The following is a 23,328-nucleotide window of genomic DNA, read 5'->3' as shown; positions in this document are numbered from 1 at the left end:
CATTATTCTTTGTGAGTATAGTAAAAACGAAAAATTAGGAGGTGCTCTTTTATGGTAGTTAGTTCAAAAATGGATATATTTAATGAACTAGAATCCCAAGTTCGAAGTTATAGCAGAAGCTTTCCAACGATCTTCACTAAGTCTAAAGGATATAAATTATGGGATGTAGATGGAAAAGAGTATATTGACTTTTTCTCAGGTGCTGGTGCTCTTAATTATGGACATAATGATGATAAAATGAAACAGGTATTAATAGATTATCTTTTAGAAGATGGTATTATTCATAGTCTTGATATGGGAACAAGTGCTAAAGTGAATTTTTTAAAGCACTTTAACAAAATTATTTTGGAACCACGTGATTTAAACTATAAAATTATGTTTCCTGGTCCAACAGGTACAAATTCTGTTGAAAGTGCACTGAAAATTGCTCGAAAAGTGACTGGACGAACAAATATCATAAGTTTTTCAAATGCTTTTCATGGAATGAGTTTAGGATCACTTTCGATAACGAGTAATCATTTTAAGAGAAAGGGTGCTGGAGTACCACTAAATAATAGTATTATCATGCCGTATGAAAATTATTTAGATTCCCTTAATTCTTTATCCTATTTAGAAAAAGTATTAGGCGATAGTGGAAGTGGAGTGGATTTACCTGCTGCAATTATTCTAGAAACAGTTCAAGGTGAGGGTGGTTTAAATACGGCTAGTTCCCAATGGTTAAAGGGAATTGACAGACTGTGTAAAAAATATAATATATTATTGATTGTCGATGATATTCAAGCAGGGTGCGGACGTACGGGGACATTTTTTAGCTTTGAACCTGCGAGCATTAAACCAGACATAATTTGTTTGTCAAAATCTATAAGTGGCATTGGCCTTCCGATGGCTATTACACTAATTAAACCGGAATATGATAAGTGGGAACCAGGAGAACATAATGGAACGTTTCGAGGGAATAATCTAGCATTTTTAGCAGCTACAGAAGCATTGAGTTATTGGAAAGATATAGAGTTTATTAATGCTTTAAAATGGAAAAGTGAAAAAATCACTAGCTTTCTTAATGAGATTTGTTTGAAATACCCCCAACTTCAAGGAGAAGTACGAGGGAGAGGCTTTATGCAGGGCATAGCGTGTAATACTTTTGGAATAGCTAAAAAGATTTGCTCAGTTGCATTTGAAAATGGTCTAATTATTGAAACATCTGGACCTAATGATGAAGTTATTAAGTTGTTACCTTCTTTAACAATAGACTTAGAAGGATTAAGTAAAGGATTGGAAATGTTAGAGGATAGTATTTCTACTATTTTAAAAGAGGTAACTCACTAAGTTTGAACGACTCGCACTTAATAACCTTGCGAACCGTTTGCAGTAGTTGCGGTAGAAGAAGGAAAAGAAGCGGCCCACAAAGTGGATCTAACATTCTCATCTATTATGAGAGATTTAGATAAAATAATAAGTCAAATTCAAGAAGTTTCTGCATTAACAGAAGAGATATCTGCCGGCACAGAAGAAGTAAGTGCATCTCTTTCGCTAGTATATCATTCTAAATAATATATGATATTTTAAAATTCAAAACACCTTTCATTCACCATTAAAGAAAGGTGTTTTGAATTTGTTTTTTTAATTGCTTTTATAAATTGCACGTTGATGATGATATTATTTATATATAATCCCCTTATTTTACCTCAAATCGATAGGTGGGGAGAGAATTAATAAATGAGGGAATAATATATAAGGTAGTTGAATTGTAATGATCTATTCAACTATTAAAACAGCAAGTGAAATTTCTATTTATGAAGATAACACTTCTAAATATCCAATTTCATTAGGGTTTTGGGATAAATAATATATAACCTATATAGAAGAGTTAACATCCTGTTTTATAGTAGTAGATAGTTATAAATTAGTACTTTAGGATTCATCAAGAAAAGTTCTTTTTTTCTGAATAATGTATATAAATTCGTGATATTTTATTATTAAACAAAATGTTTTTATATTTTATTAACTTATTACTTTCCATCTTCAATAATCATTTATTACAACAGCTTTAACGTCCAAAATAAGATGTTCCAACATAGGACAATATAAGTATCTTTATAATGATTTTTCAATATAATCAATGTGTTAATGAAAGTAATTCTGTGTTATTTTTACTTTTCTATTAACTAATACAGCTTCAAACAAAGGACATAATTGCTACATACTAAGTGAAATTTATTACCCATTCAAAATTCTGCCTATTCAATCTTTCTGAAAATAAAAAAAGATTGAACTCATAAATATACAAGTTATAATGAGGGCGTCGAGAGATAATATATGACCTCTAGCGAAAATATCAAACCTCGTTTTGGTTCGAAAATTCTAAAGAACTTGCCAGTGAGTTTCTAAAATTTTACATACTGATATGATTACTATATGGAGGGTTGTGGAACAAAAGGAAAGTCTATTCAACTCAAGAAAGAAAGCGCTATCAAAAGGGGTCTTATTTTGAATTGATTATGCTAATAACTTAGATTCAACAGTAATTAAAAATAATAAACCATGGGGGTGCTTATATGAACATAAATGTAGCATCTATTAAAGAAAAAAAGGTTGTTAAATACAAAAGTTGTTTTGATGTGATTGGGCCCATAATGATAGGTCCTTCAAGTTCACATACTGCAGGTGCTTTGTCTATTGGAACAGTTGCTAATAAATTATTTCAAGGTCTTCCAAAAAAAGTTGTGGTAACGTATTATGAATCATTTGCTGAAACCCATAAAGGTCACGGAACTGATTTTGCAATAATTGCTGGTATATTAGGCTTTGCTGCCGATGACAGCAAAGTGCCAGATGCTATTAAAATAGCAGAATCTAAAGGGATTGACATTACTTTTATTGAAAAATCAGGTGATAGTCCTGCGGGTCATCCAAATACGGCAGATGTATATGTAGAGGATGACAGTCGAAGTATTAGAACGATGGGTATTTCAGTCGGTGGTGGATTGATCGAAGTCAAACATGTTGAAATTGACGGATTTAGCTTAGAACTGCAGGGACCATTGCCAGTTGTTATTGCAATTTCAGAAAGAGCTGACTTTGAATTTGTCTTACGCAGGATCTTTAAACAATATGATGTTGAAATTAACAACTTTCATAGTTTGAAAGATAAAACAAAATATTTATATGCATTCGCTTTGGATTCGCTATTGCCTGGTAATGCTCAGAAGGAATTAGGGAATTTAAGCAATATAGCTAATCTTATTATTCTTTAGTTACATTAAGGAGAGAAAAAATATGTATATGGCCATAAAAGAAATTGTGGATGCAGCTAATAAAAGTCAAAAGACAATTTATGAATTAGCAATTGAACAGGAAATCGAACAAACTAAAACTTCTTATGAAGAAGTTTGGAGTAAAATGGAACAAAATTTAGCGACTATGCAAAATGCTATAAATAAAAGTATCGAGGGCGACGGTGTATTTTCTCCAACCGGTTTAACCGGAGGTGATGCAGTTAAAATTAAAAACTATCGAGAAAATAGGAAAACTCTTTCTGGAGATTTGATGGTGTTAGGGATTCAAAGTGCTATCGGCGTTAATGAAGTAAATGCTGCATTAGGAGCTATTTGTGCAACTCCAACAGCGGGTGCGAGTGGGACGATTCCGGGAGTCCTATTTAGTATTAAGGATACGTTGCAGTTAAGTCATGAAGATATGATACATTTTCTATTCACATCAGCGTTATTTGGAACGATAGTAGCAAACAACGCTTGTATTTCAGGAGCGTATGGAGGATGTCAAGCTGAAGTAGGCAGTGCCTCAGCAATGGCGGCTGCAGCTGCGGTAGAAGCTGCAGGTGGAACGCCACAGCAATCTTCTGAAGCTTTTTCGATTGCATTACAAAATTTACTCGGTTTAGTTTGTGATCCGGTCGCTGGTTTGGTAGAAATTCCTTGTGTAAAGAGAAACGCCATTGGAGCGACAAATGCTTTAGCAGCAGCGGACATCGCATTAGCTGGCGTAAACAATATCATCAATGCTGACGAAGTTATTGAAGCGATGTATAGAGTTGGAAGACAGATTCCTCGCGAATTAAGAGAGACAGGTTTAGGTGGAATTGCGGCTACACCTACAGGGATTGCCATTAAAAATAAAATATTTGGGGAGAAACAATCAAATCAATGAACAGTTAACGTCTATATTGTGAAAAAGTTAACAATCTATTCTCTATTGTTCGCTTAAGGATTTCTGGATATTGGGGGAATTATCAATAAAATATCCTACTATATAATTGAAATATTTTGTAAGTGGTAACAAACTCGTCAGGTTGATGCTTCGTTAATTTTTTGAGTCTGATCAACTTAGAAGAAGGATATACGATGTGGCGCACTTTATAAACAAAAAGAACGGTCTATATTCCTATACCTTAAATAAAGACGTAAGAATAGGAAACAAGGAGGAATTAATATATGAATGGGAATACTGCAAAAAACATAGAATTTCAAGCTGATAATACGGCAGTAAAAAATGAAAAATACCTAGACCCTAAAAAATGGCATAAACAGGATACTACCTGGGCATTGAGCCTTTTTGGAACAGCAATTGGAGCAGGGGTACTCTTTTTACCGATTAATGCAGGTTCAGGTGGTTTATTATCATTGCTGTTAATTACCATACTTGCATATCCAGTTATGTACTACTCACATAGGGCGCTTGCTAAAATGATTTACGCTTCGAATTCTGCCGATGAGGGGATTACAGGTACAATAAGAGAATATTTCGGAAATAAAGCAAGTATCATTTTTAACATCGTATATTTCGTCTCCATTTATACGATCGTGCTGATGTACTCGGTCGCACTTACAAATACTGCAAGTAGTTTTATTGTACACCAATTGCACATGCCGGAGCCTCCAAGGGCTATTTTATCACTTGTATTAGTACTCGGTCTTATCACTATACTAAATTTTGGTCAGGATATTACTGTAAAGATAATGAGCATGCTAGTATATCCTTTCATTGCTTCTCTACTTTTTATTGCAATATCTTTAATTCCACAATGGAATACTTCAATGCTAAGTTTTTCAAGTGTTTCTACTGTTTCAACTGGAACAGGGTATTTCGGAACGATTTGGATGATACTACCAATTATCGTATTCTCGTTTAATCATTCTCCTATGATTTCGTCATTTGTTATGAAACAGAGAGCTACGTATGGAATAGACGCTACTGATGCCAAGTGTGCTCAAATACAAAAAGTTTGTTATATTATGACATTCGCTGTTGTTATGTTTTTTGTTTGGAGCAGTACTTTAAGTTTGACTCCAGATGATCTTAAGGTAGCAAAAGAACAGAACTTGTCAATCCTATCATATCTTGCTAATGAGCTTAATTCGCCAGTAATCACGATTGCAGCTCCTATCATTGCGTTTGTGGCTATTACAAAGTCTTTCCTTGGCCATTATATAGGAGCGTATGAGGTAATGCGTGACATGATTATCAAGTCTGGTAAAAAACGTGGGAAAGATATAGGAGAAAAAACAGTTAAGACAATGATTCTTACTTTTGTTGTACTAACATGCTGGTATGTCGCTTATACAAATCCAAGTATTCTTGGAATCATTGATGCTCTTAGCGGTCCGTTAGTCGCTGCTATCTTATGTCTATTACCGATGTATGCGATTCGTAAAGTACCAGTACTAGCAAAATACAGAGGGAAAATGAGTAATGTATTTGTAATTGTTATAGGGATACTTACTGTTCTAGCAAGTATTAAGTCATTATTCTAATTTACTGTAGTTAGTTCTGATGCAAAAATAATAGGATATGAAATGAGAATGAAAGATTCCTAGCGGAACTAAATTATATAGTGTTAAACCAAAGAGATTCTGGTTTTGGACAAACTATTCATCTGGGATAGTTTGTCCTTTTTTGATTATATGCATAACTTCTATTACAGCAATCTTTTTTTAGCTGGTTGTTATGATTTTAATCCAAGCCTATTAGGGTGCTGATCCATGTGCATCAAGCTAATATTTTGAAGTATCCCACATTTGTTTTCTTAGGTTGATGGGAATGGGCCGGTACCCCATGTATGGCGGACAACTAAAATGGCTTTATTTCATCACATGTCCGAAGTCATTGTATCTCCCACTTACTCATTTCGCGTTCCTTGAGGAAGGAGAATTTTTTCGGGGAATAGGTTAAATTAAACTCGGTTTTTAGCACATCATAAATGGTCGGAAAATAAAGGTTGCATAATATATAGTTGCAAATTTCTCATTAATTCTGATGTTAAAGACTATATGAAAATAGTACATTTACAAATAATTAAAAACTGTATATTTAAATTAAACAATATTAAACGAGGTGTAATATTCCGATTATTCATATTGATTATACAAAAAAAAGAAAGAGAATAATAGGCTTGTTATTAATTTCTATTGACCTTAGTATTTAAAGGGTCATAAGAACTTTAACTTTACTACAAAATGTATGCCCTTTCATTTTAGGAGAAAAAATATTTTGGGACATACAAGATAAAGGAGTGATGTTTATAAAAAAAGTTTGTTCCATCAGTATAATTTGTCTCTTTTTTTTATGTTCTTGTTTTAGCTCAAACAGCAAACCCGCATCTAAAAAAGAGAAGAGTGACGAAGCAAAGATTACTAAACAAAAGAATTGGGGATTTAAAGCAATATATTCTGATGAGACTAAGATTAATGACTATAAGTCATTACCTAAAGTCAAAGTAGCAATATTGGATAGTGGGATTAATAAAAATCATCAAGATTTAAAAGGAAAAATTGTAAAAGATTATAATGCTATTAATCCAGGAAACGAAAATGTTGATAATTATGGACATGGGACTGCAGTTGCTGGAATCATAGCCGCCCATGATGATGATTTAGGTCTCACTGGAATATCCCCTAATGCAGAGATTTATGACGTTAAAGTTCTCGATGACAAAGGTTTAGCAGATATTGATACATTAATTAAAGGTATACAATGGTGCATTCAAGAAAATGTGAAAATAATGAATATTAGTTTCGGTGTACAATCAGATAATCCGAAATTAAAAGAAGCTATAGATGAAGCATTAGACAAGGAAATCATAATTGTTGCAGCTTCAGGAAATACATTAGGATTATCAGTTGATTATCCAGCTAAATATGAAAATGTAATATCTGTTTCAGCAATAAAAGAAAATTTAAAACGATCTGGTGTATCTGCAAAAGGGAAAATAGATTATGCAGCTCCCGGAATAAATATCTTAACTACTGATAATAAAGGTGACTATTCATATTATAGTGGTACCTCTTTTGCTACTGCGTATGTTACGGGTACTGTAGCAGTCCTATTAGCACAAAAAGATATAATTTTCAATGGTCAGAATATTAAAACTTATTTAAATGATAAAACTAAAGATCTAGGTGAAAAAGGATATGATTCTGAATATGGTTCTGGATTAATAATGATAGATTGAAAGAGGAGATCGATTAATGAAAAACGTAATTGTTAAAATATTAGTGTTTTCTATGTTACTTACTTTACTTCCTAATATACAATATGTAAAAGCAGATACAGGAATACAAGATAAAGTAACTTCCGTTGATGTAAGTAAAGTGGAATCTGAAGTAAATAAAGAATTAGGAATTGAAGTTTCAAATGAATTAAAGATTAATATAGAAAAAGAAACAGACGAAAAGGTCGTAGTTAATACAACTTTAGACACAACAGATTTATCAGTTTCAACAGATATCGACATGAACCTTGAAACAGGGGGAATTACTGTATTCGGTAAGACGGTTGATGAAAATGGTGAAGAAACCCAACAAAACTTTGATGTTTATGTACAAGAAGTTGAAGGAAATGACTTTATAGCTACATTCGTTGATCAAGAAACAGGAAAAGAATATGAAGTTAATACCCTAAAAGCAAGTGCTTCTATTTGGCCTGTAGTAGTAGCGGCTGTGGCTAGATATGGTATACAATATGCAATAAAAAAGTATGGAAAACAAGCAGTAACTTCAGCAATGAAACAGGTTCCCAAGAGTATAAATAAGGTTGATGATAAATTCCTTAAAAGAAAAGGTATTGATGCTCACGAATTAAAAAGAGACTACTTGGGTAGAAGTGTTAGTATTTCAAAATATGATATCTATGTGGATAAGAAAACAGGAAGACTTTGGATTTACCTAAAAGGTGGAAAAGGAACTCCGATACCAACTGATTCATTTATAAAATAAAAAAATCTAAAGTCATTTGTGAAAAAATGACTTTAGATTTTTAGTTATAATGAATTATAAGTATGAAGTAAAGGATAAAATTTATTATCCTTTACTTCAAATATTAATAGGGATGTGTTAAATAATTTGAGTACATTAATAAATGTAGAACTAGCCATTTTCGGAGAAATATTTAATCCAGAAGAGCTAACTAAACAATTTAATTTAGAACCAACGATGACTTATAAAAAAGGTGAGTTTATTAGAGGTAATTCGTTATTTATTCGGGAAGAAACAAACTGGAGTATTGAAACAGGGTATGAAGAATCTCTTAATGCAGAAGAGGTTGTAAAAAAGTTAATTTCCATATTGGAACATAAAAAAAATGAAATAATTAATATGCAAAGTAAACATAATCTAAAATGCAAATTATCTGTTGTTGTAAAAATAGAAAATAATGAAGTCCCTTCTTTATGTTTTGATCAACATACTATTGGTTTTATCAATAGTATTGGTGCGGAAATTGATATTTGTCTATACTTATTGTAAGTCTAGCGGTAGGATTAAAATATTTGTTAAATGATGCAATGTACCTTTGATAGTGTCTGCGATAAAATGTTTGCCCTAAGCATTAAATTGAATTCTACTTCTGATAAAAGATAGGGCCTTCCTTAAGAGGAGGGTTCTTACAAACTAATTGTATAGGTGAAGATGGACAACAGCAACCAGAAAGTAGCTTTTAATATTAATTGAAGATAGTCTCTATGAACGAAATGATTCTACTAGTATTAAAATAAAGAGTCTAACTTTATGGATAAGGAATTGAAGGCTAATACATCGTATAAATATGTAGTAACAGCGGTTGATTTAGCTGGAAATGAATCTAGTAGAAGTGATGTATTGGATGTAACAACAAAGGCAGAGGATTCCACATATGAAAAATGGGATGCGAGAAAAGCATATACTAAAGGTGATAGAGTAGTATATGAGGGGAAAGTGTATAAAGCAGTTCAAGGTTATCAAGGCAATGGTGACACAAATTGGATTTTTGCCCTATCGCTTTGGAAGCCAGTTTTGAGTAAATGATAAGCAGGAAAATGTAGTTAATATTTTTGGATTTTTCTTTGGAAATAAACGGCCGTTCAAAATATAAATTCTCAAATGGTTTAAATGATTTGCAAATAAATTTAATCTCCATCTATTGTTTACGAAATGAAATCGAAAAAGAATCCTAATGGTACTCCATTGGGATTCTTTATTTTCTAATTTGTAATAGCATAAATTTGCACAGTGAATTTGCTAGTGGCACCAATTGGACTTGCGATATAATATTTGGTATTTGTGTAAGCTTCAGTCCTAGATTCATGTGAAATATTTTTCCAACGAATAGAATCAGTACCTAGGGGAACATCAATCATTACATTGAAAGAGATAGTAGAAGGATGATCTTTTTCTGAAGGCACAATAACCCATTTCAATTCTTTGGTACCTACAGGTAAACTATCAATTTTAAAGTTTTGACTGGATCGATTTTTTTGTCCGGATAAAGGACTAGATATGGTTGCTTGTTTTATTTTATTGTAGGAATAATACATGTTTGCATAGGTAGTTTAATTCCTTCATTCATACAATATTATGGAAGAACCCCTGATCAATTAGGCGTTTTAATATTTTTTCAATTTACGGTTTTTTTATTTGGTGTTCTAAGTTCACCCATACTAGTAAGAAAGTATCATTATTTTAAAACAATAACATTAGGTGTTTTAGTAATGTCCATCGTTCTAGGAGGTTTTATATATATTAAAGAATGGGCATGTTTAACTGTTATTTGCTTTGTATTAGGGGTTTGTTAGAAACTACGGTGGGTTCCTTTATTATTTCAGCAGAAAGGAATAGTGCTGCTAAATTTAGCATTCTCGAAGTATGGTTTGGGGTTGGGACGCTAGGGTTTCCGTTACTAGTTAATTATATTATAAAATTTTATGAATGGTATTTTATTCTTTATGGGATATTACTATTCTTTATTTTTACACTATTTGTTTGGTACATCTTTGGACGTACAAAATTTCTAAATTTTTCTCCTCAAAATAATGGAAAGGGAGGAGCATCCCTTTCCTCATTTACTCTAAAATTTAAAAGATTACAGTTATATTATTCATTTCACTTTTTGCATTTTTATATGCAGGCATAGAAAAATGCAAATTTTTTATCTACAATAATGATTCTTACCGAGAATGAATTAATCAGTTCAGTAAGTATATCTTGTTTTTGGCTAGCAATAGTTATAGGAAGAATACTTGTAGGTAAGCTAGCCCATAAATTTAATTATTGGACATATATTACATCTAGTTGCTTTACATTAGTGATTCTTTTATCTCTATTTCCCTTTGTTCGAGGTACAGGTATGTATTTGTTTGTCATCTTCATTATTGGTTTAGTCATAGCGGGTGTTTTTCCAATAACATTAATCATAGATTCCCGTATTATGGAAAATAATATTGATCAAGTGACTAGTCTATTTATCGCATCGGCCAGTTTAGGGGGGGGCACTAGTATCTTTCTTAATTAGCTGGAGTCTATCATTAAATACTATAACTGTTACTTTTGGGATATTTGCACTTTTTGCATTGAGTCTAGGTTGTATTATTTTAAAAATGAGGAAAATTGCAACTTACGGTAACGAAAGTGCCAAAAAGGTAGAAGGTATGAAAAATTTATAGAAAAAATTTAATAATATGAAAAAGTTAATTTTATTTGGAATTCCTAAAAAAGTTGATAAAGTTAAAAATTCTGTATTTGGGCTTTGTTTTATATATTGTGCTGTGTAATATATAAAACAGAGATACTTCAAAAAAAGATATGCAACAGTGACCAGTTCTCAGGTAATAAAAAGTTATTTTAATTAGCTTTTCAGATTAATCTAAGAGGGGTTTGTTATCGAATGGAGATAAAAATTAGTAAAAAGGATAAGATTGATATCTCTAAAAAATTAAAGTCTTTTTTAGCTGAACAATATTCACTGGAATTGGGTGAATACATAAGCTATGAGTTACTTGAATTCATAATAAAGGAATTAAATCCACATTTTAATCAAGTTACTAGGGATAGGTTGGAAATGTTGTTAAAGAATATAGAGAAAGATATATACAGTCAATAGACTTTATATGAGAATTGAAAAACTATAATATCATTTTTTTTTAATTATAAAAGGAAATATGTTACTGAAAAGTAAGGAGACAATCCATTACTTTTCTAAAAAGCAATTAGATCCGTACAATGATGTATTAAAGTGATTCCGAAGGGATTTTGGATGCTGAAGAGAGTACAAGTGAGTTAAAAAAGAAAGGTGCGTAGGCGCCTTTCTTTTTTGAAGGAGATTTTTATATTTTGGGATAGCGCCACATCGCTATCAACTTAAGAAATTAATTGTTCCCTAAAACGAAAAAATAAACTAAATGTCCTTGGTTACCTATGAAAAGAATAAATTTTTGTTTTGGGAGTACTTCAAAATGTTAGCTTGATAGCGATGTGAATGGCCCCCCCACTGATTAAAGTTACACTTCATTCCACGCCACTCTCTAAAATAGAAAAAGATACATTTTCACAATCAATTTCCGCCATCGCACCGTAAGGTAAAATAAACTTCGGTTCAGTATGGCCGAAATTTAAATTATAAAGGATCGGCAAATCTTCTAAATGATGTTCCTTCATAACCTGCAGTATTTCATGTTTATATTCTTCATAATATTGTTCATCTTTCGGTTTACCAAAAATGATACCTTTTGCTTTTTGCAGAATGCCTTGCGCTGCATAATTTCGCAACCAATACTTTATATAACTTGGTTCTGGATGATCTTCAGAAGTTTCAAAGAAGAGAATACTATTCTCCCAATGTTTTTTCTCAGGCCAAAGTTCCGTTCCTTTTGCAAATTCCAGTACTTCAATGCAACCACCAATTAAGTGCCCTTGTACAGTGGTAGAGCCTTGAAGTAACTCATATCCATTGTTTTGCCGCATTGTACGCTTTGTATCCTTATTTATCTCTATCCATTCTAAACGCTCACTCGTCCATTCATGAGCTGGTTGAATTTCGCCAATCATTTCATTGGAAAAGAGAGTTCGATTTACCATTTCAATTGTATATGGATCCATCTCTACATTTTCAGCAAAATCCGTTAAAATGGCTGGACCGTAAAAAGAGGAAAGACCTGCTTTATGGCAAAATAAATGTGAAATAGTAACGTCAGAGTACCCCATAAAAATTTTCGGGTTTTCACGTATCACATTAAAATCTATATAGGGAAGTAAGCGAATGCTATCTTCACCGCCAATATTCGCAATAATTGCTTTCACGCGGGAATCTTTAAATGCTGTCATTAAGTCTTCTGCACGGGCCTCTGGGTTGTTATAAAGATATCCGCTACCTTTTAAGCTATTTGGCATTGGAATAACAGTAAGACCGAAAACTTCTTCTAATCTTTTTACGCCTTGTTCATAACGCCATCGTATGTCAGAATCACCTGCGCCGCCCCACGAAGGACTTACTGTCGCCACGATATCTCCTGCTTGTAACCTCTTTGGTTTTATTAACATGTTAACTCCGCTCCTACATAATGTAATGGACTACGATTCTACAAACTGTAGCATTGAAAAAATATGATGCATGACATTAGTTTCTTCATCATCAATTCGTTTCCCTGCTGTTATGCAAGAATTTGGCAGTATTGTTGAATATAGAAACAATCGATTTATATGTAAAAATCACATTATGCATCATTGCATGAGAAAGAGGGTTGCTATTTTTTATAACCTGTAACTATAATAGTTACAGATTGGTCGTATCCAATCAAAAATAAAATCATCATGAATGGAGATGTTACATATGGGTATGAAAAAAATAATTTTAGCAGGTGCTTTAGGGATCGCAGCATTATCAGGAACAAATGTACCAGGATTAGAACTAACAAAAGCGAGTGCAGCTTCTATTGAATCGAATTTCTCGACGTTAGAAGGACGAGTAGTAGAAGTAGATAACGGTGTGATTGTTGTAAAATCTAAGCAATATGAGGAACCTGTTAGTGTGTATATTGATTCACTTTCAAACGTGAAGGTAGGAGATGAAGTAAAAGCTACTGGATCTATGATGCGTAATTTTACAGAATATATGGTTGCAACTGCAGTTGAAAATACAACAAACAAGTTAGGTATGCACATGAAAGAAGATGGCTCACCTAATTATGTAATTGGAGAAGTATCAAAAGTAGGAACGATGGAAGATGAGGGAGACGGTGCTACTAAATATGTTGTAGTTGAGTATCCATCGTTAAATGGGAAGAAAGATATTATTGATGTTTTCTTAACAAAGGGACAAGTATTTAATGTGGGTGAGAAAGTGGAAATTGATATGAAGTATGTAGGCTGGGGCGGAAGTTCTATTAACTGGAACACAGTTGACCATATTGAAAAAGTTCATGAAGCAAAGACGAACGTTGAAAATAATGATGATGTATGGATTTGGTCTTAATAAGGCGAGTATAAGTCGTTATTTGCAATTTTCTCCAAACAATATATGTAAAAACTAAATGTATCATGCAGTACCCATCTAATTATCATTGTGTATGACAATTAGATGGGTACTTTTTTATTTGAAATTTGTGCAAGTCAATGTTCAGCATTTCTTTTTAAGAGTAAATTACGGGTGAAATCAAAACTTTATTTGTAGTACATAATAAATAATGTTGATTTTTTATCTTATATTAAAATAAAAACAAACCACTGTTCGATTTGAATATTCCACGATATAATAGTGAGAGTTTATGGCAGAATAAATATTTACATAAGAAGTGAGGTACTGTATGAAAAAAAGAACGACAGACATTATTTTTATTATTATCGGTGCATTTCTTTTTGCGTTAGGTGTCAATTTATTTGTTATTCCGAACGAGTTTGGTGAGGGCGGGGTAACAGGTATCACGATTATTACGTACTATTTATTTGAGTGGTCACCAGGTTTAGTTAACTTAATTTTAAATGCGATTTTGTTAATAGTCGGTTATAAATTTTTAAATAAGATTACAACGATTTATACGATTATCGCTGTAGTGACTAACTCGCTATTTCTTCATTTAACAGAAGGCTGGACGATTGCTTCTGATGAAATGCTCGTAAATGCCATTTTCGGTGGAATATTTATCGGGTGTGGTATTGGTCTTATCATTCGCGTTGGTGGAACGACAGCAGGAACTACCATCTTAGCGAGGATGACACATAAATACTTAGGCTGGAGCATTAGCTATGGTCTACTGTTCTTCGATTTAATCGTTGCATTTTCATCTTATTTCATCATTGGTGCAGAAAAATTGATGCTGACAATTATTATGCTATATGTAGGAACGAAAGTAATGGAATTTGTAATTGAAGGTTTAAATCCGAAAAAGGCCATTACAATTATTTCTGATAATCCGGATGAAATTGCCGGGAAGGTAACAACCTTAATGGGCAGAGGGGTTACCGTGTATTCAGGTCATGGCTATTACACGAAAACGCCGAAGGACATTCTATATGTTGTTATTAATAAGCAAGAAGTAGTGAAGCTAAAGAGGATTGTTCAAACTACGGATCCAGCTGCGTTCATTGCTATCCACGATGTTCGTGATGTGTTCGGAGAAGGATTTGTTGATATTTCGAAGGCTTAAAAATTATTTTTGATTAAAATAATCTTAATACTAAAACGTGAGAATCTATTTTGAATAGTCTTTTTTCAAAATAGATTCTTTTTCTTTTTCTTGCAAAAAATCTAATTGTTTTTTAATGTAGTGATGTATAAGGATGAACAAGAGAGGGTTTAATGAAGATGATACATATTTTATTAGCTGATGATGATAAGCATATTAGAGAGTTGTTACATTACCATTTACAAAAAGAGGGATTTAAAGTTTTTGAAGCAGAAGATGGAAAGGTAGCGCAAGAAGTATTAGAGAAGGAAAATATTCATCTTGCGATCGTAGACATTATGATGCCGTTCGTTGATGGTTATACGTTATGTGAAGAAATTCGTAAGTATCATGATATTCCTGTTATTTTATTAACGGCGAAAGATCAGTTAGTCGATAAAGAAAGAGGATTTATTTCTGGTACAGACGATTATATCGTAAAACCATTTGAACCAGCTGAAGTCATTTTTCGTATGAAAGCATTATTGCGCCGTTATCAAATGCTGAGTGCGGACATAATTACACTTCACGGGACGACAATTGATCGTAAAGGTGTTGAAGTAAAGTGTAATGGGCAGACGATTTTGCTTCCATTAAAGGAATTTGAATTATTATCACAATTAGCTAGTTATCCTGGGAGAACATTTTCAAGAGAAGAGTTAATTGAGTTAGTATGGGGAATGGATTTTGAAGGGGATGAACGAACGGTTGACGTTCATGTGAAAAGGCTCCGAGATCGTTTCTCCAAACGAACGGATGATTTTCAAATTACAACAGTGCGCGGACTCGGTTATAAGTTGGAGTTGAAATAAAATGAAATCATTATACTCTAGATTTGTTTTTATGACGGTCGGTATTATGCTACTTAGTAGTATTATTGGCTTTTTATTAACGAACGTATATTATCAAGTGAAGTTAAAACCGTATAACAGTGAGAAGATTTTAACATATGCGGAAGAAGTTAAGTCATTATATGAAAAGCAAAGTGAAGGAAATCAAGAGGCATATTTACATTCTATCGCAAAATTAGGATATGAAATTTATATTGTCGATGATCAAAAGAATGGAAAGCGTATCGGTAATGCGTTTCGTAAGACGACAATAAGTGATGATACCGTCCGTAAAGTGTTGAATGGCGAAACGTTTAATGGTGTTTCCACATATCCGACTCGCCTATTTATTACCGGTTTTTTCGATAATGAATTAATAAATAGTGTCGGTGTACCGGTAAAGCACGGTGATAAACAGTACGCTTTATTTATTCGTCCCGATATTCAGAACCAATTTGGCGAGATGCGAATTTTCTTAGCGGTATTACTTGGGTTTATCGTACTATTAAGCATTATCTTTATAGCAATTGCCGCAGGATATATCGTTCGTCCCATTCGTAAATTTACGAAGGCTACGCAAAAAATTGCGAGTGGGGAATATGAAATTGAATTAGACGTAAAACGAAAAGATGAAATAGGCACATTATCTACAAGTTTCCAAAAGATGACGAAAAGTATAAAAGAGTTAGATGAAATGAGACAAGAATTCGTTTCGAACGTTTCACATGAATTCCAGTCGCCGCTTTCTTCTATACAAGGTTTTTCGAAAACGTTGCAAACAGAAAAGATGAGTGAAGAAGAAAGAAATTATTACTTACAAATTATTGAAGGTGAAAGTAAGCGAATGTCTAGTTTATGTAAACAATTACTTACGCTAGCTTCTTTAGATAAAGAAGAGAAAGTATTACAAATAAAAGAATTCAATTTGCAAAAACAAATTAAAGACGTCATCTTTATGCTGGAATGGAAATGGCGTGAAAAAGATATCGCTGTTGAGTTTGATGTGCCGGACATTACAATACAAGGTGATGAAAACTTACTTCATCAAGTATGGAGTAATATCTTTACGAATAGCATTAAATTTTCAAACGATGGTGGGACCATTGAGTTTTTCGTCGAAGAGTTAGAGTCTAGCGTTATAATCTCTATATCCGATAACGGAATCGGTATGGAGCAAGAAGAAATGGATCGTATTTTTGATCGTTTTTATAAGGTGGATACAGCAAGAGCAAGAAATGTAGAAGGTAGCGGTTTAGGGTTGTCGATTGTGCAGAAGATTGTTGAACTGCATAACGGAAACGTTTCAGTGTATAGTACGAAGGGGGAAGGGACTACTGTTCGGGTGGAACTTCCTAAATAGATGAAAGAGGCTGTTTGGGAACAGCCTCTTCTTTTTTTGTCGCTAGTATACGTGTAACATGAAAAAATATGAGTCATTTTAATTGCATAATCGGATGAGTTTATGGAGTGGGATTAGGAGGAAGTTTATTTAAAAATGTAGAATCTCTACAGAGTTAGAGGAAGTGTATTAAAACTTGAACTGTGTAGGGAGGAAATTACTTTGAAACGAATTGACTTGTTATTAAATAAACTAGATTCAACATTCGATAAAGAGAGTTGGTATGCACCGTTTAAACATGCTATAGAAGGACTTACAGCTGAACAGGCTATGTGGAAACCAGCTGGAGAGACAACGAATACCATTTGGGAGAATGTTAATCATCTCACTTATTACAAAGAAAGACTTGCTGCAAACTTGGAAGGATGTGAATGGACACATAATCTTGACGGTAATGACACCTTTTATCTGACTAAGCAATCTAATAATGATACGGAATGGAAGGAAGTCGTTGAACGCTCTGAAAATGCTCAGCGTAATTTAAGACAGGTATTAAGTGCAATTTCTGAAAGAGAGCTTGAACAAAATTCACTTGAAGGTAAATTACTGGACATCATGCTTCATGATGCTTATCATACAGGCCAAATTATTCAATTAAGGAAAATGCAGGGGGCATGGCCATCAAAGCGTTAACTGCCGTTTTAGGTTGGTGCTTTTGTTGAATAAAATTTAGATATTCAAACGACTTTATTATTATATTTTTAACCCCGTCCCAAATTTAGAACGGGGTTATGTTTGCTGGCTATAAAGCAGCACCTTTCCCGCGCTCCTCCCTAAACTGCACTCCAAAAGTATCCGCTGTAATCTCATCAGCTTTTGGCAATGCTCGTAATTTCGGATGAAGTAGCCATACGAGAGAAATAAATAAAATACCGATGCTAGCGAGCGCGAAAATGAGTTGGCTACTAAATACATTTGCAGTGTATCCGCCAATTAAAGAACCGATCGGCATAGCAATTGTGCTCATACTTCGCATGACTGAATTGATGCGGCCAATATATTGATTTGGAATTACAATTTGGCTAATTGTCGCAAATAATATGTTGGTTGCACCAATTGGAATCCAAGCTAGGCCGAATAAGAGAATAGATAGCCATTGAAACGGTACGATTGTAGAGAGAAACCAAAAGGTAGCGCCAGTCGCAAAGCCAATAATAGAGACACGGCCAACATTACGTTTACCAACCCATGAACTGAATAATGCACCGATGAGACTACCTGCTGATATAGCAGCTAAGAAGAAGCCATATGATTTCACGCCCCCTAAAGAATCAGCGAAAGAAGGGAGTATGGCCATCGTCATACCAATTGAAAAATTAGCGACAACGGAACCGATTAAGAATACGCCCATTAAGGAACGGAAGACAATTGAAAAACCTTCTTTTAAATCAGAGAAATATTGTTTAGTTGAAAGTGATGTGCCCGTTTCGGTTTGCTTTGGTATTTTCAATGAAAAGAACAAAAGGGCAGTAATCGCGAATGTGAAAGAGTCAATTACATATAAAGTGATCGCGCCAAATAGTGCTACTAATATTCCAGAAAGCGTCGTACAAATTAAATCAATGCCTTGATACGCAAATGTGAAGAGAGAGTTTCCTTTTAATAATTGTGTTTTATGCAGTAGAAGTGGTAAAGCTTTCGATTGTGCGGGATAGGCGAATTGTTCGATAAAGGCTACGATAGGCATAATGATGAGTAGTAGTTGGACTGTTAATAGATCGAAGTAGTGTGTAATAGGAATGATTAAAATAAGAATGCATTGCAGAACTTGTGTAATGACGAGGGTGTGTTTAATGGACCATCTATCAACGAATGGACCAGTAAGAAATTGAAGTGCAGAAGGTAATAATGTAAGAAAACCAGCTAATCCAGAATAAAAAGGATTACCACTTAGCTTATATACGAGCCACATCGCGGCTACATAATACAAACTATCTCCTATGTTTGTAAAAATTCTCCCTAAAAATAATAAGAGGAAATTCCGGTTTTTTAATATGTCCACTTTATCTACTCCTTTATAATAAATTTATTCGGTAAAATAAATTTGACCGTCTCAGTAAAAAAAATCGTATTACGATTTTTCTTCTTCTTTAATAAATTGCTGCATTGTTCTCTCAGCGATTTGAAGTGCAGTAGTAGAAATATAATAAGGTTTACTATTCGGATCTTTATCTGCACCTTTTGTAATTTCGTTTAATTCAGCCATCAATTGATGAAACTTTTTCACCCACACTTGAAATTGTTCTGGCGTAGCATCAAACTCCCAGCAAGATGAAACGTAATTCCAATCAGCAGGATCTTCGCTTTCTTTTCGTAATGTAAAAGCTTCTTCTGGTGCAGCGAGAATTTGGCTTTTCGTTCTTTCTATCATTTGTAAAAAGATTTGGCGACCTGATTTACTTAATATTTCTAAATGAGGTAATAGATCTGCAGCAGGGGTGAAGCCTTTCGCGACAGATTGATAAAACTTTTGAATAATCCCATTCTTTTCTTCTGTATAAACGATCTCTATAAGACCATTCTTTTCTAATTCTTTTAAATGATAATGAATTTTCGCCCTTGAAATGCCGAATTTCTCAGATAGTAATTGTCCAGTATAAGGACGTTCGCATAGACGTATCATCATTTCGGCACGTAGTGGATCGCTTAATGCTTTTAGTTGGCTATAAGTAGTTAGTGTTAATACGGGCTTCAAAATGATCAACTCCTTAAATTAAATTACTCGGTCAATATTATTTGACTGAATTGTATCAAGGATCTCAAATATTTTCAATACTTTCTGAAAATTTAATCTTAATCTCTGTAATCTTCTGTTCATATTCCGTTCATATTTCTTTTTTATGATAAGTGCATAGAAAGAAAGAGGAAGGAGCGAGCGAAATGTTTTTAGCTCTGCGTGAATTAAAACAATCAAAATTAAGATACGGATTAATCGGATTGATTATGGTGTTATTATCATTTTTAGTCCTTGTTATTTCAGGATTAGCAAATGGATTATCATATGATAATGCTTCATCGATTCAAAATATGGAGGCAAATAAGTTCGTTTTAGCAGATGATGCGGAAAATAAATTACTTCGTTCACAAATTAAGAAAGACGATGTAGATAACGTAGTAAGTCAAGTAGGCGAGAAAGAGGCAGTTCCGTTTCGTGTGAAAGTTTCAACATATGAAAAGAAAGATAGCTCGAAAAAGGTTGATATCGCTATTTTCTCAAGCGAACGAGATTCATTTTTAGAACCGAACATTGTAAAAGGGGAGAAATTAGGTACAGCAAACAACGAGATGGTTGCTGATGAATCGATTAAAGAGAAGGGAATCGATATTGGAGATACAATTATCGATCCTGTTTCAAAGAAAGAATTTACAATCGTCGGATTTACGAAAGATCAAATGTTTAGCCATACACCAGTCGTTTATGTAAATGAAGACGTATGGGGATCTATTTCACAACCAAACCAAAAAGATTATAGTGCAATTGCACTTAACACAGATAAAGAAATTAAAAATGCTCACGTTATTGATAAAAAAGAAGTACTGCAAAGTATTCCAGGATTTAAAGAAGAGCAAGGAACATTAACGATGATCATTGCGTTCTTACTTGTGATCGCTGCGTTATTAATTGGTGTATTCTTCTATGTTATTACACTACAAAAAACACAGCAATTAGGTGTATTAAAAGCAATTGGTACAAAGAACTCATATTTAGCAAATAGCTTAGTCGTACAGGCGTTATTCTTATCAGTCGTTGCGATGGTAATTAGTATCGTTCTTGTACAAGGGTTAGAACAAATTTTACCAGCGGGTATGCCGTTCTTATTAACAACACCGATGATTGCACAATACGCAGCAATCTTTATCGTAATTAGTATTTTAGGAACACTTATTTCGTTATACCAAGTATTAAAAGTTGATGCATTAGAAGCAATTGGAGGCGGGATGTAATGACTTCATTATTGAAATTAGACAAAGTAAGTAAAGTGTACGGAGAAGGGAATACGGAAGTAACAGCCCTTCATCCGATGTCGCTTGATGTGAAAGCTGGAGAGTTTATCGGAATCGTCGGTCCTTCTGGATCAGGGAAAAGTACATTATTATCAATCGCGGGTGCACTATTATCACCGTCAAAAGGGGATATTTACATTCGTGAGCAAAATATTACGAAGCTATCAGAAAAGGAAATGACAGACATTCGTTTGAAAAAAATCGGCTTCATTTTTCAGTTCGCAAATCTTGTTCCATATTTAAATGTGAAAGAACAATTACTTTACATTGCTAAGTTAAAAAAAGAAAGTAAACAAGAATCAGAAAAGCGTGCGGATCATTTATTAGCGGCATTTGGATTAGGAGAAAGAAAAAATCATTATCCAAATCAACTATCTGGTGGGGAAAAACAAAGGGTAGCAATTGCTCGTGCGTTCATGAACAACCCAGATTTAATATTAGCGGATGAGCCAACGGCAAGCTTAGACTCAAAACGCGCACGTGAAGTTGTTGAAATGATGAAACGTGAAGTGAAAGAGAGCCAAAAAGCAGCAATTATGATTACACATGATGAAAGAATGCTTGATGTATGTGATCGTATATTGACGCTTCGAGATGGACAGTTAATATAAAAAAAGGAAAACCGTACATGTATGTGCGGTTTTCCTTTTTTTAATGGATTTATTTAGAGAATAACGTTTTAATTTTATTACGAGTAAGTAATAAAATCCCGCCTAATACAGATAGCATTCCTAGAGCCATATTGTTTGATTGCTCGCTACCAGCGTTAGGAAGTTCTTTAGCGTTATTGTTTTTAGTACCATTATCTGCTTGCGTTTGTTTAGACTGTGATACTTCATTAATCTTGTTATCAACATTTTGCTTCGTTGTATGTAACTCAGCTAATTTGTCGTCAATTTTTTTCTCAGTATGCTTAAAGTCGTTGATTTTAATATCTAAGTCTTGTTTTTTCTTTGTTAAATCGTCTGAAACAGTTTGTTTCGATTGTTTAATTTCGTTAATTTTATTTAGTAAATCTTCTCTAGCCTTTTGTAATTCAGCTAGTTTGTTTTTTACATCTTGTTTAGCTAGTTCTAAGTTAGCGGAAAGACTGTCTAAATTGCCTTTAATTTTCTTAAGTTCCTCTAACGTGTTACCAGTATTCGGCTTGTTTTCTTTTAGTTCAGCTAGTTTGTCTTCAGCAGTTTGTTTCGCTTTCTTTAACTCAGCTAATTTTTCATCTACTTGTTTTTTAACTTCCTTAAGTTCATTAACCTTTTGATCAATGTTCTCTTTATGTTGCTTCATTTCATTCACTTTTTCATCGACAGTTTGTTTATGTTCTTTAATCTCATTCACTTTGTTATCGATATTTTGTTTATGCTCTTTTACTTCAGCAACTTTATCTTCTACTTGTTTTTTATGCTCTTTAATTTCAGCGATTTTATCTTCGGCGATTTGTTTGTCTTGCTGAAGTTTTGCATCTAACTCTTGTTTATGTTGTTTAATCTCGTTAATTTTTTCATCAGCAACTTGTTTACGTTCATGTAGTTCATTCACCTTCGTATCAACATTTTCCTTAACTTTGTTAAGTTCATTTAATGTTTGATCCACGTTTTCTTTGTGTTGCTGCAATTTCGCATCTAACTCTTGTTTATGTTGCTTAATTTCAGCTAATCGATCTCCCGTACTTTGCTGAGGAGTAGCATCATTTACTTCCGCCTGAGCAGAGTTCGCGCCAGCAATCATTGCTAAAGCTAGTGTAGACGCAGCAATTGTTTGTTTTGTTTTCATATTTTTGTACCTCTTTTCTTTCATATGCATGAGCTGTTTTGTGTAAAATTGAGCATATAGAAGTAGATTCTTCCATCATTATATACCATCTGTGCCGCCTAGAGGAAGTATTTACATAATAATCTATGATTATGTAATTTTTATAATCTCTTATTTGGGGTAGGGGAGTACTCTTTAGCAAATGTAGTTTTTCCAACTGTAATGATAACTAATCTTTTCATGACGCCCTCCATTTGTGTTGTTATAAACTGGAATATTCGGTGTAGATCGAAGTCTTCCTGCTAGAGATTACAAAAATTGTTGGAGCGTAGCAGGCTGGAAACTTGACAAAAAAACTTATTTATGCTATAATTTACCAATATAAAAATAAGGTGTATAATAGGGTTCTCCTGGCCAGG

The 23,328-nt window shown here is 33.5% G+C and carries 20 protein-coding genes and 4 pseudogenes; 19 read left to right on the top strand and 5 right to left on the bottom strand.

What is annotated here, in order from left to right; all coding sequences use genetic code 11:
- The first annotated feature begins 51 nt into the window (after positions 1–51).
- From ectB to M1D73_RS16595, 9 genes and pseudogenes are all read left to right on the top strand, one after another.
- Positions 52–1,326, top strand: a complete 1,275-nt coding sequence (gene ectB, locus M1D73_RS16635; protein WP_000261661.1) for a diaminobutyrate--2-oxoglutarate transaminase — start codon at positions 52–54, stop codon at positions 1,324–1,326.
- Between the two features lie 81 nt (positions 1,327–1,407).
- Positions 1,408–1,551, top strand: coding sequence for a hypothetical protein (locus M1D73_RS16630; protein ID WP_000366276.1), 144 nt, complete (start codon positions 1,408–1,410; stop codon positions 1,549–1,551).
- A 1,004-nt stretch (positions 1,552–2,555) separates the two neighbouring features.
- The gene (sdaAB, locus tag M1D73_RS16625) at positions 2,556–3,254 is read left to right on the top strand and encodes an L-serine ammonia-lyase, iron-sulfur-dependent subunit beta (protein ID WP_001024894.1); all 699 of its coding nucleotides are present in this window, start codon (positions 2,556–2,558) and stop codon (positions 3,252–3,254) included.
- A 22-nt stretch (positions 3,255–3,276) separates the two neighbouring features.
- Positions 3,277–4,167, top strand: coding sequence for an L-serine ammonia-lyase, iron-sulfur-dependent, subunit alpha (gene sdaAA, locus M1D73_RS16620; RefSeq protein WP_000281785.1), 891 nt, complete (start codon positions 3,277–3,279; stop codon positions 4,165–4,167).
- Positions 4,168–4,451: 284 nt separating this feature from the next.
- Positions 4,452–5,771, top strand: a complete 1,320-nt coding sequence (locus M1D73_RS16615; protein ID WP_001014209.1) for an aromatic amino acid transport family protein — start codon at positions 4,452–4,454, stop codon at positions 5,769–5,771.
- Between the two features lie 761 nt (positions 5,772–6,532).
- Positions 6,533–7,468, top strand: coding sequence for a S8 family peptidase (locus M1D73_RS16610; protein WP_000470028.1), 936 nt, complete (start codon positions 6,533–6,535; stop codon positions 7,466–7,468).
- Between the two features lie 16 nt (positions 7,469–7,484).
- A complete protein-coding gene (locus tag M1D73_RS16605; RefSeq protein WP_000800054.1) occupies positions 7,485–8,231 on the top strand; it encodes an SAR2788 family putative toxin in 747 nt (248 codons plus the stop codon).
- A gap of 126 nt (positions 8,232–8,357) precedes the next feature.
- Complete coding sequence (locus M1D73_RS16600) at positions 8,358–8,759, top strand: DUF4279 domain-containing protein (RefSeq protein WP_000105603.1); 402 nt, start codon at positions 8,358–8,360, stop codon at positions 8,757–8,759.
- Between the two features lie 252 nt (positions 8,760–9,011).
- Positions 9,012–9,296, top strand: a pseudogene (locus M1D73_RS16595) (carbohydrate-binding protein); the annotation flags it as partial.
- Between the two features lie 176 nt (positions 9,297–9,472).
- Here M1D73_RS16595 and M1D73_RS16590 read toward each other — a convergent pair.
- Positions 9,473–9,775, bottom strand: a pseudogene (locus tag M1D73_RS16590) (hypothetical protein); the annotation flags it as partial.
- 36 nt (positions 9,776–9,811) lie between these two features.
- On the opposite strand from M1D73_RS16590, the pseudogene M1D73_RS16585 reads away from it, so the two are divergent.
- The 3 genes and pseudogenes from M1D73_RS16585 to M1D73_RS16575 form a co-directional block, all read left to right on the top strand.
- Positions 9,812–10,930: pseudogene (locus M1D73_RS16585) on the top strand (MFS transporter).
- 221 nt (positions 10,931–11,151) lie between these two features.
- Complete coding sequence (locus tag M1D73_RS16580) at positions 11,152–11,367, top strand: DUF2164 family protein (protein ID WP_000403244.1); 216 nt, start codon at positions 11,152–11,154, stop codon at positions 11,365–11,367.
- 34 nt (positions 11,368–11,401) lie between these two features.
- Positions 11,402–11,503: pseudogene (locus M1D73_RS16575) on the top strand (HXXEE domain-containing protein); the annotation flags it as partial.
- 268 nt (positions 11,504–11,771) lie between these two features.
- On the opposite strand, the gene M1D73_RS16570 reads toward M1D73_RS16575, so the two are convergent.
- Positions 11,772–12,803: a S66 family peptidase gene (locus tag M1D73_RS16570; RefSeq protein ID WP_121868464.1), complete on the bottom strand. Its 1,032-nt coding sequence runs from the start codon at positions 12,801–12,803 to the stop codon at positions 11,772–11,774.
- 289 nt (positions 12,804–13,092) lie between these two features.
- On the opposite strand from M1D73_RS16570, the gene M1D73_RS16565 reads away from it, so the two are divergent.
- The 5 genes from M1D73_RS16565 (at position 13,093) to M1D73_RS16545 (ending at position 17,785) form a co-directional block, all read left to right on the top strand.
- The gene (locus M1D73_RS16565; RefSeq protein ID WP_017673671.1) at positions 13,093–13,734 is read left to right on the top strand and encodes a F0F1 ATP synthase subunit alpha; all 642 of its coding nucleotides are present in this window, start codon (positions 13,093–13,095) and stop codon (positions 13,732–13,734) included.
- 331 nt (positions 13,735–14,065) lie between these two features.
- On the top strand, positions 14,066–14,905 hold the full coding sequence (locus tag M1D73_RS16560) for a YitT family protein (RefSeq protein ID WP_000747499.1): 840 nt from the start codon (positions 14,066–14,068) through the stop codon (positions 14,903–14,905).
- Between the two features lie 152 nt (positions 14,906–15,057).
- Positions 15,058–15,735 (top strand): response regulator transcription factor, encoded by a 678-nt coding sequence (locus M1D73_RS16555; RefSeq protein WP_000781968.1) that lies wholly within the window; start codon positions 15,058–15,060, stop codon positions 15,733–15,735.
- Position 15,736: 1 nt separating this feature from the next.
- Positions 15,737–17,113, top strand: a complete 1,377-nt coding sequence (locus M1D73_RS16550; protein ID WP_121868463.1) for a sensor histidine kinase — start codon at positions 15,737–15,739, stop codon at positions 17,111–17,113.
- Positions 17,114–17,314: 201 nt separating this feature from the next.
- A complete protein-coding gene (locus M1D73_RS16545) occupies positions 17,315–17,785 on the top strand; it encodes a DinB family protein (RefSeq protein ID WP_000820994.1) in 471 nt (156 codons plus the stop codon).
- A 109-nt stretch (positions 17,786–17,894) separates the two neighbouring features.
- Here the strand turns inward: M1D73_RS16545 and M1D73_RS16540 are convergent, their stop codons facing one another.
- Together M1D73_RS16540 and M1D73_RS16535 are read right to left on the bottom strand one after the other, a co-directional pair.
- On the bottom strand, positions 17,895–19,154 hold the full coding sequence (locus tag M1D73_RS16540; protein ID WP_121868462.1) for an MFS transporter: 1,260 nt from the start codon (positions 19,152–19,154) through the stop codon (positions 17,895–17,897).
- A 69-nt stretch (positions 19,155–19,223) separates the two neighbouring features.
- Positions 19,224–19,847, bottom strand: coding sequence for an ArsR/SmtB family transcription factor (locus tag M1D73_RS16535; protein ID WP_000805785.1), 624 nt, complete (start codon positions 19,845–19,847; stop codon positions 19,224–19,226).
- Positions 19,848–20,032: 185 nt separating this feature from the next.
- On the opposite strand from M1D73_RS16535, the gene M1D73_RS16530 reads away from it, so the two are divergent.
- On the top strand, positions 20,033–21,097 hold the full coding sequence (locus M1D73_RS16530) for an ABC transporter permease (RefSeq protein ID WP_000477773.1): 1,065 nt from the start codon (positions 20,033–20,035) through the stop codon (positions 21,095–21,097).
- Complete coding sequence (locus M1D73_RS16525) at positions 21,097–21,768, top strand: ABC transporter ATP-binding protein (RefSeq protein ID WP_000202606.1); 672 nt, start codon at positions 21,097–21,099, stop codon at positions 21,766–21,768. Before M1D73_RS16530 ends, M1D73_RS16525 begins: the two co-directional genes overlap by 1 nt.
- Positions 21,769–21,817: 49 nt before the next feature.
- Here the strand turns inward: M1D73_RS16525 and M1D73_RS16520 are convergent, their stop codons facing one another.
- The gene (locus M1D73_RS16520) at positions 21,818–22,930 is read right to left on the bottom strand and encodes an LPXTG cell wall anchor domain-containing protein (protein ID WP_025686849.1); all 1,113 of its coding nucleotides are present in this window, start codon (positions 22,928–22,930) and stop codon (positions 21,818–21,820) included.
- Between the last annotated feature and the right edge of the window lie 398 nt (positions 22,931–23,328).

It is taken from the genome of Bacillus sp. PK3-067 (assembly GCF_056738645.1).
Note: the sequence above shows the minus strand (reverse complement) of the source record. Positions and strands in the feature narration are given on the sequence as shown.

Bases quoted from the DNA above. Each gene is read 5' to 3' on its own strand.
- ectB (WP_000261661.1), top strand. From the start codon at position 52: ATGGTAGTTAGTTCAAAAATGGATATATTTAATGAACTAGAATCCCAA.
- sdaAB (WP_001024894.1), top strand. From the start codon at position 2,556: ATGAACATAAATGTAGCATCTATTAAAGAAAAAAAGGTTGTTAAATAC.
- sdaAA (WP_000281785.1), top strand. From the start codon at position 3,277: ATGTATATGGCCATAAAAGAAATTGTGGATGCAGCTAATAAAAGTCAA.
- M1D73_RS16615 (WP_001014209.1), top strand. From the start codon at position 4,452: ATGAATGGGAATACTGCAAAAAACATAGAATTTCAAGCTGATAATACG.
- M1D73_RS16610 (WP_000470028.1), top strand. From the start codon at position 6,533: ATGTTTATAAAAAAAGTTTGTTCCATCAGTATAATTTGTCTCTTTTTT.
- M1D73_RS16605 (WP_000800054.1), top strand. From the start codon at position 7,485: ATGAAAAACGTAATTGTTAAAATATTAGTGTTTTCTATGTTACTTACT.
- M1D73_RS16580 (WP_000403244.1), top strand. From the start codon at position 11,152: ATGGAGATAAAAATTAGTAAAAAGGATAAGATTGATATCTCTAAAAAA.
- M1D73_RS16570 (WP_121868464.1), bottom strand. From the start codon at position 12,803: ATGTTAATAAAACCAAAGAGGTTACAAGCAGGAGATATCGTGGCGACA.
- M1D73_RS16565 (WP_017673671.1), top strand. From the start codon at position 13,093: ATGGGTATGAAAAAAATAATTTTAGCAGGTGCTTTAGGGATCGCAGCA.
- M1D73_RS16560 (WP_000747499.1), top strand. From the start codon at position 14,066: ATGAAAAAAAGAACGACAGACATTATTTTTATTATTATCGGTGCATTT.
- M1D73_RS16555 (WP_000781968.1), top strand. From the start codon at position 15,058: ATGAAGATGATACATATTTTATTAGCTGATGATGATAAGCATATTAGA.
- M1D73_RS16550 (WP_121868463.1), top strand. From the start codon at position 15,737: ATGAAATCATTATACTCTAGATTTGTTTTTATGACGGTCGGTATTATG.
- M1D73_RS16530 (WP_000477773.1), top strand. From the start codon at position 20,033: ATGTTTTTAGCTCTGCGTGAATTAAAACAATCAAAATTAAGATACGGA.
- M1D73_RS16525 (WP_000202606.1), top strand. From the start codon at position 21,097: ATGACTTCATTATTGAAATTAGACAAAGTAAGTAAAGTGTACGGAGAA.
- M1D73_RS16520 (WP_025686849.1), bottom strand. From the start codon at position 22,930: ATGAAAACAAAACAAACAATTGCTGCGTCTACACTAGCTTTAGCAATG.